This window comes from Pseudomonas sp. LAIL14HWK12:I1 (genome assembly GCF_003202095.1).
In the GTDB taxonomy this organism is placed as follows: Bacteria; Pseudomonadota; Gammaproteobacteria; order Pseudomonadales; family Pseudomonadaceae; genus Aquipseudomonas; species Aquipseudomonas monteilii.
Map to the genome: position 1 here is coordinate 18,777 of NZ_QJKG01000009.1, position 12,974 is coordinate 31,750.

Genomic DNA, 12,974 nt, shown 5'->3' on the forward strand with positions numbered 1-12,974 from the left:
CTTGCTGACACTGCGCGAGGTGCCCATGCACGATCCGTTTGAAGAATCCCTGCGCGACCTGCTCAAGGCGTCACCCTCCGGCAATGACCGGGACGACCGGGACGACGCCGCTTGCCTGGGTCGCGTACTGAAAACCGCCAACCGCCAGGTTGGCGCGGGTGATCTGTTCAGCCTGCTTGGCCGCTGGAGCCAGGCGCTGCTCATCGCCGTCAATAATGGCTCGGCGCATGTCGCGCCGGTGCGTCGACACTCTTCCCGCAACGCTGCCACCGGCAGCAAAGCAGATAAGGCCGATTGAATATGGAACTCGATCTCTGGACCCAGAGCCTGGTCACCGCAATGACTGCCCTTTGGACCAAGGTAGCGAACTTCATCCCCAACCTGTTCGGCGCGCTGGTCGTGGTGCTGCTCGGTTTCGTGGTGGCCAAGCTGCTCGACACACTGCTGTCCAAGCTGCTGGCCAAGTTTGGCCTGGACCGCCTGATGGCCGGCACCGGCCTCACCAAGATGCTTGGCCGGGTCGGCATTCAGGTGCCGATCTCGACCCTGATCGGCAAGATCGTCTACTGGTTCGTGCTGCTCATCTTCCTGGTCTCGGCCGCCGAGTCGCTGGGCCTGGAGCGGGTGTCGGCCACCCTCGACATGCTTGCCCTGTACCTGCCGAAGGTGTTCGGCGCGGCCTTGGTGCTGCTGGCCGGCGTGCTGCTGGCACAAATTGCCAATGGCCTGGTGCGCGGCGCTGCCGAAGGCATCGGCCTGGAATACTCGGCAGGGCTTGGGCGCATTACCCAGGGCCTGGTGATCATCATCAGCATCTCGGTGGCCATCAGCCAGCTGGAGGTGAAAACCGACCTGCTGAACCACGTTATCGTCATCGGGCTGATTACCGTTGGTCTGGCCGTTGCCTTGGCCATGGGCCTTGGCAGTCGCGAGATCGCCGGGCAGATCCTGGCCGGCATTTACGTGCGCGAGCTGTATCAGGTCGGCCAGCAGGTGCGGATTGGAGAGGTTGAAGGGCACATCGAGGAAATCGGCACGGTCAAGACAACGCTGCTGACCGATGATGGCGAACTGGTGTCGCTGTCCAACCGCGAGTTGCTCGAGCAGCGTGTCAATAGCCGCTAACCGCACAAAAGCTGTTAATGTATGCCGCCGCGAAATTCGACCCACGGGGTCGCGCGGCGACATTGACCTGACTGTCGGCCAGATCCGTTTTGAATAAAGTTCATTCGCCGCCCATGCGTTATGACCCCCGCGAGCTCACGGACGAAGAGTTGGTGGCGCGTTCGCATGAGGAGCTGTACCACGTTACCCGCGCCTATGAAGAGCTCATGCGGCGCTACCAACGGACCCTGTTCAACGTCTGTGCGCGTTATCTGGGGAACGACCGGGACGCGGACGATGTCTGTCAGGAAGTGATGCTGAAAGTGCTGTACGGCCTGAAGAACTTCGAAGGTAAATCCAAGTTCAAGACCTGGCTCTACAGCATCACCTACAACGAGTGCATTACCCAGTACCGCAAGGAGCGCCGTAAACGCCGGTTGATGGATGCCTTGAGTCTGGACCCTGTCGAAGAGGCGTCCGAGGACAAGGCCCCGAAGCCGGAAGAAAAAGGCGGGCTGGACAAATGGCTGGTGCATGTGAACCCGATTGACCGGGAGATTCTGGTGCTTCGTTTTGTCGCAGAACTGGAATTTCAGGAAATTGCCGACATCATGCACATGGGCCTGAGCGCGACAAAAATGCGCTACAAACGCGCGCTAGACAAGCTTCGGGAGAAATTTGCCGGCCTCGATGAAACTTAGTGGCGTGCAAATATCTCTAACGAATCGGCGAGTTCTGCTAGACTTGCCGTCGAGTTGTCCCCCGTGTTCGTGGTGGGACGGCTTAACTATCACCAGATGGGGATTTAACGGATGAAATTGAAAAACACCTTGGGCTTGGCCATTGGTTCGCTCGTAGCCGCCACTTCGATTGGCGCTATGGCACAAGGTCAAGGCGCCGTCGAGACCGAAGTTTTCTACAAAAAAGAATTCTTCGACAGCCAGCGCGACTTCAAGAACGACGGCAACCTGTTCGGCGGCTCGATCGGTTACTTCCTGACCGACGACGTTGAACTGCGTCTGGGCTACGACGAAGTACACAACGCTCGTGGCGAAGACGGCAAGAACATCAAGGGCTCGAACACCGCCCTGGACGCCGTTTACCACTTCAACAACCCGTACGACGCTATCCGTCCGTACGTTTCCGCTGGTTTCTCGCACCAGTCGCTGGGCCAGACCGGCCGTGGCGGTCGTGACCACTCCACCTTCGCCAACGTTGGCGCTGGCGCCAAGTGGTACATCACCGACATGTTCTACGCCCGTGCCGGCGTTGAAGCTCAGTACAACATCGACCAGGGCGACACCGAGTGGGCTCCAAGCGTTGGTGTTGGCCTGAACTTCGGCGGTAGCCCGAAGCAAGCCGCAGCCGCTCCGGCTCCAGTTGCTGAAGTCTGCTCCGACTCCGACAACGACGGCGTTTGCGACAACGTCGACAAGTGCCCAGACACCCCGGCCAACGTTACCGTTGACGCCGACGGCTGCCCGGCTGTTGCCGAAGTCGTTCGTGTTGAGCTGGACGTGAAGTTCGACTTCGACAAGTCGGTCGTCAAGCCAAACAGCTACGGCGACATCAAAAACCTGGCTGACTTCATGAAGCAGTACCCACAAACCACCACCGTGGTTGAAGGTCACACTGACTCCGTGGGTCCAGACGCTTACAACCAGAAGCTGTCCGAGCGTCGTGCCAACGCTGTCAAGCAAGTGCTGACCCAGCAGTACGGCGTAGAATCCAGCCGTGTTGACTCGGTAGGCTACGGCGAAACCCGTCCGGTTGCTGACAACGCCACCGAAGAAGGCCGTGCTATCAACCGTCGCGTTGAAGCTCAGGTAGAAGCTCAGTCCAAGTAATTGGCCTGATGTTTCATGAAAAACCCGGCCTCGGCCGGGTTTTTCTTTGCTCGGATTTTACCCGGCGACTGCCAACAGTCTCTGAACCTGTCGTTCGTCAACCACCTCGCCAATCACCAGAATCGCCGGGCTACGCAAACCAAATCCCTGTGCATCTTCGACCATCCCCCGCACATCGCTCCTGCACTCTCGCTGCTGCGGCAATGAGGCATTCTCGATCATCGCCACTGGCATTCCGGGTGCCATGCCACCCTCCAGCAACCCCTGGCGAATCTGCTCCAGTCGCGCGACCCCCATGTACACCACCAACGTTGTCCCGCCCTGGGCCAAGGCTGCCCAGTTCAGCTCGCTGTCGTCCTGCGTATGCGCCGTTACCAGCGTCACCCCTCGGCTCACCCCGCGTGAGGTCAGCGAAATCCCGCATTGCGTGGCGCCTGCCAGACCGGCCGTGATGCCGTTGACCAACTCCACCTCAATACCATGCCCCTGTAGCCACAGTGCCTCTTCGCCGCCACGGCCAAAAATGCACGGATCTCCACCCTTGAGCCGTACCACGCAACGTCCTTGCCGAGCATGGCGCAGCATCAGGCGCTGGATGAACGCTTGTGGCGTGGAGCGGCAGCCGCCACGCTTGCCCACGGCAATCACCCGGGCCTGCGGGCAATGCTCCAGCACCGCCGGGTTGACCAGGTCGTCGATCATTACCACTGCCGCTTGCTGCAAGGCTCGCACGGCCTTGAGGGTGAGCAGTTCAGGGTCGCCAGGGCCGGCGCCTACCAGCCAGACTTTTGCATTCATCGGGTATTCCTCGTTGGCAGGGTGTGCTCAGCCTTTGAGCAGGCCAAGCAGCAGGATCAGGTTGAGTAGCAACGACAGCAGGGCCAGGGTGCGCCATACCTTCAACGGCTCGCGTTCCAGCAAGGGGCGTGGCCTGTCAGGCAGCTCTTGGCGGTCGCCACGCTCAAGCAGCAACAACCAGTGTTCGGCCGTTTCGAAGCGCTGCGCCGGATCGGCCGCCACCGCCTGCTGCAGGTTGTGCTGCAGCCATTCCGGCAAGTCGGGGCGGTAGCGTGCAGCGTTGACCGGCTGACCGAAGCGCGGGCGCTGAAAGGCTTCCACCTCGCCATACGGGTAGTGCCCGGTCAGCAGGTGATACAGCGTCACGCCCACGGCATACAGGTCCTGTCGCGGGCTGGGTGGTTGGCCGTCGAACGCTTCCGGGGCGATGTACGAGGGCGTGCCGGGCACGTCGTGCAACGGGTCTTCGGAAAGGCCGGGGCAATAGGCCAGACCGAAATCCAGTAGGCGCAGTTGGCCATCGCTGCCCAGGTGCAGGTTGTCTGGCTTGATGTCGCGGTGCAGCAGGTTGCGCCGGTGCAACACGCCAACCGCCTGCAGCAGTTGCCGGGCCATTTCGAGCCACTGCGGCAGGGGCAGCGGACCATGCTCGGCCAGCAGGGTGGCAAGGCTTTGGCCGGGGTACTCGCGCATCACGTAGTACAGGTGTTGCCGCTGGCTGGCCGCATGCAACTCGGGGAAGTGGCGGCCTGCAACCCGGCGCAGGAACCACTCTTCGAGCAACAGCGCTTGCGCAGCACCGGGCTCTTGTTCGCGTTCGGCAGGCAGGGTCTTGAGAAGCCAAGGTTGGCCTTGGCTGTCGCGCACCCGGTATAGCAGCGACTGGCGGCTTTGTGAAAGCAGGCAGTCGGCCTGCCAGTCATCGATCACTTGGCCTGTTCGCAGCGCGCCGGGCACCGGCCACTGCTGCAATTGCGCCAGGGTATCGCCCAGGTTGGCGGTGCCCAGTTGTTCGACGTGCACCAGCAAGGCACTGGCATTGTCCTGGCTGCCATTGAGGTGCGCGCTGGCAACCAGTGTGTCGACGGCCAGTTGCAAGTCGGTCTGATCGCGCAGCACGGCCTGGATGTGTTGGTCGCCCAGGCTGGCCCAGACCCCGTCGCTGACCAGCAGGAAGCGCTCGCCTGGCTGCAGCTCGCCCTCCAGGTAATCCACCAGCAGGTGCTGGTCCAGGCCCAGTGCGCGTTTTAGTACATGCTGCATGCCCGGCTGGTCCCACACATGGTCTTCGCTCAGGCACTGCAGGCGCCCGGCGTACCAGCGGTAAACCCGGCAATCACCCACATGGGCCAAGGTGAAGCGCCGGCCACGTAACACCAGTGCGCTGAGTGTGGTCAGCAAAGGCTGGCCGCTGCCCTGGGCGCGCAACCAGCGGTTCTGAGCCAGCAGCAGGCGGTCCAGCGCCTGGGCCACGCTCCAGGTGGCGGGGGTGGCGTAGTAGTCCAGCGCCAGTGCCTGCAAACTGGCGCGTGCTGCCAGGCCGCCATCGGCGCATTGGCTGACGCCGTCGGCGAGGGCGAACAGGTAGCCCTTGCTGGCGGCCAGCTCCGGCGCCGGGGTAACCAGGCGCAGGGCATCCTGGTTTTCCTCGCGTGGCCCGGTGGCGCTGGCTTGGGCGAACTTCAGTTGCAGGCTCATGGGTGCCCCTCAGACCCGTGCAGCGGTCACGGCTGCCGAGCCCCAGGTGGTGCGCCAGCGTTGTTTCACGCCATGCAGGCCGAACCAGGCCAGCAGGCCAAGGCTGGCGAACAGCCACAACCCCAACTGGTAGTCACCGGTGTGCTGCTTGATGGTGCCAAGCCCGGCTGCCAGCAGGAAACCACCGATACCGCCGGCCATGCCGATCAGCCCGGTCATCACGCCGATCTCCTGGCGGAAGCGCTGTGGTACCAACTGGAATACCGCACCATTACCGGCGCCCAGGCCAAGCATGGCGCTTACGAACAGCGCCAGAGCGGCGGCTGCGGACGGCAGGTTGAAACCGACTGCCGCGATGCAGATGGCTGCCACGCTGTACATGCCCAACAGGGTGCGGATACCGCCGAAGCGGTCGGCCAGGGCGCCGCCGAGCGGGCGCATCAGGCTGCCGGCGAAGACGCAGGCGGCGGTGTAGTAGCCGGCGGTGACCGGGCTCAGGCCGTACTGGTCGCTGAAGTAGCCGGGCAGGGCGCTGGCCAGGCCGATGAAACCGCCAAAGGTGACGCTGTAGAAGAACATGAACCACCAGCTGTCACGGTCGCCGAGGGCCTTGAGGTAGTCGGCCATCGCTTTTGGCTTGGGGCGTTGTGGCGCATTGCGCGCGAGCAGGGCGAACACCACCAGCGCAAGCGACAACGGAATCAGCGCGAAGCCGAACACATTGTTCCAGCCAAAGCCGGCAGCCAGCGCCGGGGCCAGCAGGGCGGCGAACACGGTGCCGGAGTTGCCGGCACCGGCGATGCCCATGGCCTTGCCCTGATGCTGCGGCGGGTACCACTGTGAAGCCAGCGGCAACGACACGGCAAACGACGCACCGGCAAAGCCGAGGAACACGCCCAGCAGCAGGGCCTGTTCGTAGCTGTGCACCCCCAGGTGCCAGGCGCCCGCCAAGGCGACGATGACGACCACCTGGCCGATCAGCCCGGCTGTTTTGGGTGACAGGCGGTCAACCAGCACGCCCATGGCGAAGCGCAGGATCGCCCCGGCCAGGATCGGCGTGGCCACCATCAGGCCCCGTTGTTGTGCACTCAGTTGCAGGTCGGCGGCAATCTGCACCGCCAGCGGGCCCAGCAGGTACCAGACCATGAAGCTGAGGTCGAAGTACAGGAACGCGGCGAACAGCGTGGGCACATGCCCGGATTTCCAGAAGCTGGTACTCATCGAACACCTCACTCGGCAATGCAACGGAACGAAAAAGACGCCGCCACCCGCTCCACGGTCGTGGAGGGGAGAGCGACGTCTTTGTCGGGATTTAAGTGGGGCAACCGCCGTTGGCTACCGGTGCAATAACCTCAGCAAGAGCCGGGCCAACTGTTGTTTCCTGTGATGGCCCTATCGCCGGCTGCATCAGCCCAGCATTTCGTGCATGGCAATGATCTGCTCGGCCACCTGGATCAGCTTCTGCTGCCGGCTCATGGCCTGGCGGCGCATCAGGGTGTAGGCCTGTTCTTCGTTGCAATCCTTCATTTTCATCAGCAAACCCTTGGCCTGCTCGATACGCTTGCGCTCGGCCAACTGCTGGTCGCGCGCCAGCAGCTGCGCCCTAAGCGCCTGGTCACTTTCAAAGCGGGCCATGGCCACATCCAGAATCGGCTGCAGCCGGGCAGCATGGATGCCTTCGACGATGTAGGCACTGACGCCTGCCTGGATCGCCTGGCGCATCACGCCAGGGTCGTGCTCGTCGGTGAACAGCACGATGGGGCGCGGCTGGTCGCGGCTGACCAGCACCACCTGTTCCATCACGTCGCGGTCCGGTGAGTCGGTATCGATCAGTACCACATCCGGGCGCACCGTTTCGACGCAGGCGGGCAGGTCGATGGTCAGGCCTGGGGCTTCGGTAACCTCGAAGCCGGCCTCGATCAACGCCGCCTTGAGGCGGCCGAGTTTGTTCTGGGTGTCGTCGATCAGCAGAATGCGCAACATGTTGGTCCCCCTCACGCGCCGACGCGGGCATCGGGCAGGTCGCCCAGGGCATGCAGGCTGAAGCTGCGGGCATAGCCATAAGGATCGCTGCCGTCCCAGCGGATGCCATCGATCAGCAGGCTGTTGCGCATCGGCTGTTCGGGGCACGCGACGCCCAGGCTTTGCGCCGCCTCGCTGTACAGCGCCAACTGCTGAACCTGCCGAGCCACACCGAGGTAGTCGGGGTCTTCGCGCAACAGGCCCCAGCGGCGGAACTGGGTCATGAACCACATGCCGTCGGACAGGTACGGCAGGTTGGCTCGGCCCTGGTCGAACAGGCGCAGGGCGTGCGGGTCTTGCCACTGGTTGCCCAGGCCATCCTGATAGTGGCCGAGCAGGCGGGGCTCGATGCTGTCCAGCGGGGTGTCCAGGTAGGCGTTGCCGCTAAGCAGTTGCGCAGTGCTGCGGCGGTTTTCGGGGCTTTGCTCGATGAACCGGCTGGCGGCGAGGATCGCCTTGATGAGCGCGCGGGCGCTGTTGGGGTAGTGTTCGGCGAAGGCGCGAGCACACGCCAGCACCTTTTCCGGATGGTCTGGCCATATCGACTGGCTGGTGGCCAGGGTAAAGCCCTGGCCCTTGGCCACAGCATCGGCGGCCCAAGGCTCACCCACGCAGAAGCCGTCGATGCGCCCCGCCTGGATATGCGCGGCCATCTGGGCCGGCGGCACCACGACGCTGTCCACGTCGCGCAGCGGGTGGATGCCTTGGCTGGCCAGCCAGTAATACAGCCACATGGCGTGGGTGCCAGTGGGGAAGGTCTGGGCGAAGGTCAGGCGTGCGCCATGCTGGTGCACCAGGCGCGCCAATGCTTCAGGGTTGGTCACGCCTTTGCGCTGCAAGGCAGGGGAGAGGTTGATGGCCTGGGCGTTCTGGTTCAGGCCCATGAGCACCGCCATGTCACTGGCCGGTACGCCACCGATGCCCAGGTGCACGGCATAGACCAGGCCATACAGGCAGTGCGCGGCATCCAGCTCGCCGCTGACCAGCTTGTCGCGCAGCCCGGCCCAGGAGCCTTGGCGCTTGAGGTTGAGGGTAAGGCCGTATTGCTGGGCGAAGCCCTGGGTGGCGGCGACCACCACCGAGGCGCAGTCGGTCAATGCCATATAGCCGATGTTCAGGCTGGGCTTTTCCGGCGCGTCACTGCCATTGACCCAGGCCAGGGGCGTTGCTCGGGGTACGGTGTTCACAAGGTTCCTCGCCTGTACGGATAAGGCTGTGGGCCAAACCGGTGCAACCGATGTGCCAAGGGTGGCCGGGGTGCTTGGCGGCCCCACGATTTGCTGTCCTGTCAGCCCCAGGCTGGCTATAATCGCCCCCTCACTCACCCCGAGCCTTGCCCGCCCATGTATACCCTGGCCCGCCAGCTGCTGTTCAAGCTTTCCCCGGAAACTTCCCACGACCTGTCCCTGGACCTGATCGGTGCCGGTGGCCGTCTTGGCCTCAATGGCATGCTGTGCAAGCAGCCGGCGGCATTGCCGGTTTCGGTCATGGGCTTGAACTTCGCCAACCCGGTGGGCCTGGCCGCAGGCCTGGACAAGAATGGCGCGGCCATCGACGGCTTTGCCCAGCTGGGCTTCGGCTTCGTCGAAATCGGTACCGTCACTCCGCGCCCGCAACCGGGCAATCCCAAGCCGCGGTTGTTCCGCCTGCCGGAAGCGACGGCCATCATCAACCGCATGGGCTTCAACAACCTGGGCGTCGATCACTTGCTCGGCCGCGTGCGTGCCTCGCGCTACAACGGCGTGCTGGGCATCAACATCGGCAAGAACTTCGACACCCCGGTCGAGCGCGCCGTGGATGACTACCTGATCTGCCTGGACAAGGTGTACACCGCCGCCAGCTACATCACCGTCAACGTCAGCTCGCCGAATACCCCGGGCCTGCGCAGCCTGCAGTTCGGCGATTCGCTCAAGCAGTTGCTCGACGCCCTGGCCGAACGCCGCGAGCAACTGGCGGTTACCCATGGCAAGCGTGTACCGCTGGCCATCAAGATCGCCCCGGACATGAGTGACGAAGAAACTACGCTGGTGGCTGCCGCGCTGATGGCGTCGGGCATGGATGCGGTGATCGCCACCAACACCACGCTGGGCCGTGAAGGTGTCGAGGGGCTGCCGTATGGTGGCGAGGCGGGTGGCCTGTCGGGCGCGCCGGTGCTGGAAAAGAGCACCCACATTGTCAAGGTGCTGGCAGGCGAGCTGGGCGGCAAGTTGCCGATCATTGCCGCGGGTGGCATTACCGAAGGCCGTCACGCTGCCGAGAAGATCGCTGCCGGTGCGAGCCTGGTACAGATCTACTCGGGCTTCATCTACAAGGGGCCAGCGTTGATCCGTGAAGCGGTCGATGCCATTGCGGCATTACCGCGCGGTTAAACGGCAGGCATAAAAAAGGGCCCCGTCAAGGGGCCCCTGGGCCGCAGCCCGCCGCCCGGATAGGGCGCGCATGGTGACTCGAATTCAGTGTCCTCGTTCAGCCAACGGCGTGATTTTCGTTGAGTCTATGGATGCCAGCGGTGCCAGTCATTCCGTCCCAGTTATCACCGCGACCTTCGCGCCAGCCGTTGATCCAGGCTTGGCGAACAGAAGGAAGATTGAAGGGGCAAAGTTCGCGGGATTTGCCGGTGACCCCGTATTGGTAGCCACGTGAATATGCTCTTTCCAACGGATCACGCTTAAGTCTTCTCATAGGGTGTTGCCCTCACTTGTTGACTGTAATGTCCCGTCGGCCTCTCCGAGGCCGGGCAGAGTCTTTCTGCCGGTTTGCGCCCGCTGCCGGCGTGGCGGGCTGAAGGTGCCGCCTCGTTGCGAAGCGGCCTGAGACCAGTTCTATCGAATGCGAGTCACGGTGTGAATGATCGATTTGTCATAAGCACGTAACCTTTCCTAGGGTGAGGGGATAAGTAAATAAATGCGACTCAACCTTGTTTGGCGTTGAGCCCGCTGTGATCGGGGTTTGCTGAACATTGACGTCATTTCGCCAGCGTTGCTTGCGGATGACAGAAATAATTTGAAATGCGACGAAGGGTCACATCGCCCCGGTTATCGCCAGAATTTTTCATACTGCCTGATGATCTAAGCTGTCTTGGCCACCGGGCCGAGTGCAGATCGGTCAGGTGGCCTGGCCTTTCGCGGCACGTTCATGTGCAGGGAAGGGCCACCCGCACGCCTGCTGGAAAGGCCTGCGGGCAAACATCGCGGGGTGATGCGTTGCCTCGTCAGTCAATAGCCCAAGGCTCTGGAATACTCATGTCGGACCGTTTCGAACTTTACCTCACCTGCCCCAAAGGCCTTGAAGGCCTGCTTGCCGAAGAGGCCAAAGGCCTTGGCCTGGACGAAGTGCGTGAGCACACCTCGGCCATTCGCGGCGCCGCCGACATGGAAACCGCCTACCGCCTGTGTGTCTGGTCACGCCTGGCCAACCGGGTGTTGTTGGTGCTCAAGCGCTTCTCCATGAAGAACGCCGACGACCTTTACGATGGCGTGCACGCGGTCGACTGGGCCGACCACCTGGCAGCCGATGGCACCCTGGCGGTGGAGTTCAGTGGCCATGGTTCGGGCATCGACAACACTCACTTTGGTGCGCTGAAGGTCAAGGACGCGATTGTCGACAAGTTGCGCAACCGCGAAGGCCTGCGCCCGTCGGTGGAAAAGATCGACCCCGACGTGCGCGTGCACCTGCGTCTGGACCGTGGCGAGGCCATTCTCTCCCTCGACCTGTCCGGCCACAGCCTGCACCAGCGTGGCTATCGCCTGCAGCAAGGTGCTGCGCCGCTGAAGGAAAACCTGGCGGCTGCGGTGTTGATCCGTTCTGGCTGGCCGCGCATTGCCGCTGAAGGGGGCGCGTTGGCCGACCCGATGTGCGGTGTGGGTACCTTCCTGGTCGAGGCCGCGATGATCGCCGCCGACATCGCGCCCAACCTCAAGCGTGAGCGCTGGGGCTTCAGTGCCTGGCTCGGCCATGTGCCAGCGCTGTGGCGCAAGGTGCATGACGAAGCGCAGGCGCGTGCACAGGCTGGCCTGGCCAAGCCTCCGCTGTGGATCCGTGGCTACGAGGCCGACCCGCGGCTGATCCAGCCGGGCCGCAACAACGTCGAGCGTGCCGGCCTTGGCGACTGGGTGAAAATCTACCAGGGCGAAGTCAGCACCTTCGAGCCGCGCCCGGACCAGAACCAGAAAGGCCTGGTCATCAGCAACCCGCCATACGGCGAGCGTCTGGGTGATGAAGCCAGCCTGCTGTACCTCTACCAGAACCTCGGCGAGCGCCTGCGCCAGGCCTGCATGGGCTGGGAGGCAGCGGTGTTCACCGGCGCGCCGCAGCTGGGCAAGCGCATGGGCATTCGCAGCCACAAGCAGTACGCGTTCTGGAACGGCGCCTTGCCGTGCAAGCTGCTGCTGTTCAAGGTGCAGCCTGACCAGTTCGTCACCGGCGAGCGTCGCGAAGCACAACCTGAGGGCGCGCAAACCCGCCAGCAACCCGCCGTTGCCAGCGAACCGGCACGCCTTTCGGAAGGCGCGCAGATGTTTGCCAACCGGTTGCAGAAAAACCTCAAACAGCTGGGCAAATGGGCTCGCCGCGAACAGGTCGACTGCTACCGCCTGTACGATGCCGACATGCCCGAGTACGCGTTGGCTGTTGACCTGTACCAGGACTGGGTGCACGTGCAGGAGTATGCCGCGCCACGCTCGATCGACCCGGAAAAGGCCCAGGCGCGCCTGCTTGATGCGTTGGCAGCCATCCCGCAGGCGCTGGGCATTTCGCCGCAGCGCGTAGTGCTCAAGCGCCGCGAGCGCCAGAGCGGCACCCGCCAGTACGAACGCCAGGCGACCGAGGGCCGTTTCCAGGAGGTGAACGAAGGTGGCGTCAAGCTGCTGGTCAACCTCACCGACTACCTCGACACCGGGCTGTTCCTCGACCATCGCCCGATGCGCATGCGCATCCAGCGCGAGGCTGCCGACAAGCGCTTCCTCAACCTGTTCTGCTACACCGCCACTGCCACCGTGCATGCGGCCAAGGGCGGTGCGCGCAGCACCACCAGCGTCGACCTGTCGAAAACCTACCTGGACTGGGCGCGGCGCAACCTGGCGCTTAATGGCTTCTCTGAGCGCAACCGCCTGGAGCAGGGTGATGTGATGGCCTGGCTGGAGGGTAACCGCGACAGCTACGACCTGATTTTCATCGACCCGCCCACCTTCTCCAACTCCAAGCGCATGGAAGGCGTGTTCGACGTGCAGCGTGACCACGTTCAACTGCTGGACCTGGCCATGGCCCGCCTGGCGCCGGGCGGCGTGTTGTATTTCTCCAACAACTTCCGCAAGTTCCAGCTGGACGAGCACCTGATGGCGCGTTATGCGGTGGAGGAAATCACTGCCCAGACCCTGGACCCGGACTTCGCCCGTAACAACCGGATTCACCGGGCCTGGCGTCTGCAGCTGCGCTGAGCCGACGAGGTACATTGCGTGGCTAATGGCCAATGGCTATAAATGTGGGCAGGGCAAGATAATCCGCAGG

General features: G+C 63.3%; 12 protein-coding genes. 6 read left to right on the forward strand and 6 right to left on the reverse strand.

Annotated features, from left to right (window positions below; genetic code table 11):
* Positions 1 to 25 precede the first annotated feature (25 nt).
* The 4 genes from D906_RS20810 (at position 26) to D906_RS20825 (ending at position 2,951) form a co-directional block, all read left to right on the forward strand.
* A complete protein-coding gene (locus D906_RS20810; protein WP_014591816.1) occupies positions 26 to 298 on the forward strand; it encodes a hypothetical protein in 273 nt (90 codons plus the stop codon).
* Between the two features lie 2 nt (positions 299 to 300).
* Complete coding sequence (locus D906_RS20815) at positions 301 to 1,125, forward strand: mechanosensitive ion channel domain-containing protein (RefSeq protein WP_019096168.1); 825 nt, start codon at positions 301 to 303, stop codon at positions 1,123 to 1,125.
* 113 nt (positions 1,126 to 1,238) lie between these two features.
* The gene (gene sigX / locus D906_RS20820; RefSeq protein ID WP_003248665.1) at positions 1,239 to 1,805 is read left to right on the forward strand and encodes an RNA polymerase sigma factor SigX; all 567 of its coding nucleotides are present in this window, start codon (positions 1,239 to 1,241) and stop codon (positions 1,803 to 1,805) included.
* A gap of 111 nt (positions 1,806 to 1,916) precedes the next feature.
* Positions 1,917 to 2,951, forward strand: a complete 1,035-nt coding sequence (locus D906_RS20825) for an OmpA family protein (protein WP_016714850.1) — start codon at positions 1,917 to 1,919, stop codon at positions 2,949 to 2,951.
* A 57-nt stretch (positions 2,952 to 3,008) separates the two neighbouring features.
* Here the strand turns inward: D906_RS20825 and cobA are convergent, their stop codons facing one another.
* From cobA to D906_RS20850, 5 genes are all read right to left on the reverse strand, one after another.
* Positions 3,009 to 3,749, reverse strand: coding sequence for a uroporphyrinogen-III C-methyltransferase (cobA, locus tag D906_RS20830; RefSeq protein WP_027615643.1), 741 nt, complete (start codon positions 3,747 to 3,749; stop codon positions 3,009 to 3,011).
* Between the two features lie 27 nt (positions 3,750 to 3,776).
* Complete coding sequence (locus tag D906_RS20835; protein ID WP_027615644.1) at positions 3,777 to 5,447, reverse strand: bifunctional protein-serine/threonine kinase/phosphatase; 1,671 nt, start codon at positions 5,445 to 5,447, stop codon at positions 3,777 to 3,779.
* Positions 5,448 to 5,456: 9 nt separating this feature from the next.
* Positions 5,457 to 6,668, reverse strand: a complete 1,212-nt coding sequence (locus tag D906_RS20840) for a NarK/NasA family nitrate transporter (RefSeq protein WP_019096171.1) — start codon at positions 6,666 to 6,668, stop codon at positions 5,457 to 5,459.
* A gap of 186 nt (positions 6,669 to 6,854) precedes the next feature.
* A complete protein-coding gene (locus D906_RS20845) occupies positions 6,855 to 7,430 on the reverse strand; it encodes an ANTAR domain-containing response regulator (RefSeq protein WP_019096172.1) in 576 nt (191 codons plus the stop codon).
* An 11-nt stretch (positions 7,431 to 7,441) separates the two neighbouring features.
* On the reverse strand, positions 7,442 to 8,656 hold the full coding sequence (locus tag D906_RS20850) for a CmpA/NrtA family ABC transporter substrate-binding protein (protein ID WP_026020289.1): 1,215 nt from the start codon (positions 8,654 to 8,656) through the stop codon (positions 7,442 to 7,444).
* 156 nt (positions 8,657 to 8,812) lie between these two features.
* Between D906_RS20850 and D906_RS20855 the strand changes: the two genes are divergently transcribed.
* The gene (locus tag D906_RS20855) at positions 8,813 to 9,838 is read left to right on the forward strand and encodes a quinone-dependent dihydroorotate dehydrogenase (RefSeq protein WP_019096174.1); all 1,026 of its coding nucleotides are present in this window, start codon (positions 8,813 to 8,815) and stop codon (positions 9,836 to 9,838) included.
* A gap of 97 nt (positions 9,839 to 9,935) precedes the next feature.
* Here the strand turns inward: D906_RS20855 and rmf are convergent, their stop codons facing one another.
* A complete protein-coding gene (gene rmf, locus D906_RS20860; protein WP_003248687.1) occupies positions 9,936 to 10,151 on the reverse strand; it encodes a ribosome modulation factor in 216 nt (71 codons plus the stop codon).
* A gap of 560 nt (positions 10,152 to 10,711) precedes the next feature.
* On the opposite strand from rmf, the gene rlmKL reads away from it, so the two are divergent.
* The gene (gene rlmKL, locus D906_RS20865) at positions 10,712 to 12,904 is read left to right on the forward strand and encodes a bifunctional 23S rRNA (guanine(2069)-N(7))-methyltransferase RlmK/23S rRNA (guanine(2445)-N(2))-methyltransferase RlmL (protein WP_019096175.1); all 2,193 of its coding nucleotides are present in this window, start codon (positions 10,712 to 10,714) and stop codon (positions 12,902 to 12,904) included.
* Positions 12,905 to 12,974 lie beyond the last annotated feature (70 nt).

Coding starts and splice junctions, on each gene's coding strand:
- sigX (WP_003248665.1), top strand. CDS start 1,239: ATGCGTTATGACCCCCGCGAGCTCACGGACGAAGAGTTGGTGGCGCGT.
- D906_RS20835 (WP_027615644.1), bottom strand. CDS start 5,447: ATGAGCCTGCAACTGAAGTTCGCCCAAGCCAGCGCCACCGGGCCACGC.
- D906_RS20845 (WP_019096172.1), bottom strand. CDS start 7,430: ATGTTGCGCATTCTGCTGATCGACGACACCCAGAACAAACTCGGCCGC.
- D906_RS20825 (WP_016714850.1), top strand. CDS start 1,917: ATGAAATTGAAAAACACCTTGGGCTTGGCCATTGGTTCGCTCGTAGCC.
- rmf (WP_003248687.1), bottom strand. CDS start 10,151: ATGAGAAGACTTAAGCGTGATCCGTTGGAAAGAGCATATTCACGTGGC.
- D906_RS20840 (WP_019096171.1), bottom strand. CDS start 6,668: ATGAGTACCAGCTTCTGGAAATCCGGGCATGTGCCCACGCTGTTCGCC.
- cobA (WP_027615643.1), bottom strand. CDS start 3,749: ATGAATGCAAAAGTCTGGCTGGTAGGCGCCGGCCCTGGCGACCCTGAA.
- D906_RS20810 (WP_014591816.1), top strand. CDS start 26: ATGCACGATCCGTTTGAAGAATCCCTGCGCGACCTGCTCAAGGCGTCA.
- rlmKL (WP_019096175.1), top strand. CDS start 10,712: ATGTCGGACCGTTTCGAACTTTACCTCACCTGCCCCAAAGGCCTTGAA.
- D906_RS20855 (WP_019096174.1), top strand. CDS start 8,813: ATGTATACCCTGGCCCGCCAGCTGCTGTTCAAGCTTTCCCCGGAAACT.
- D906_RS20815 (WP_019096168.1), top strand. CDS start 301: ATGGAACTCGATCTCTGGACCCAGAGCCTGGTCACCGCAATGACTGCC.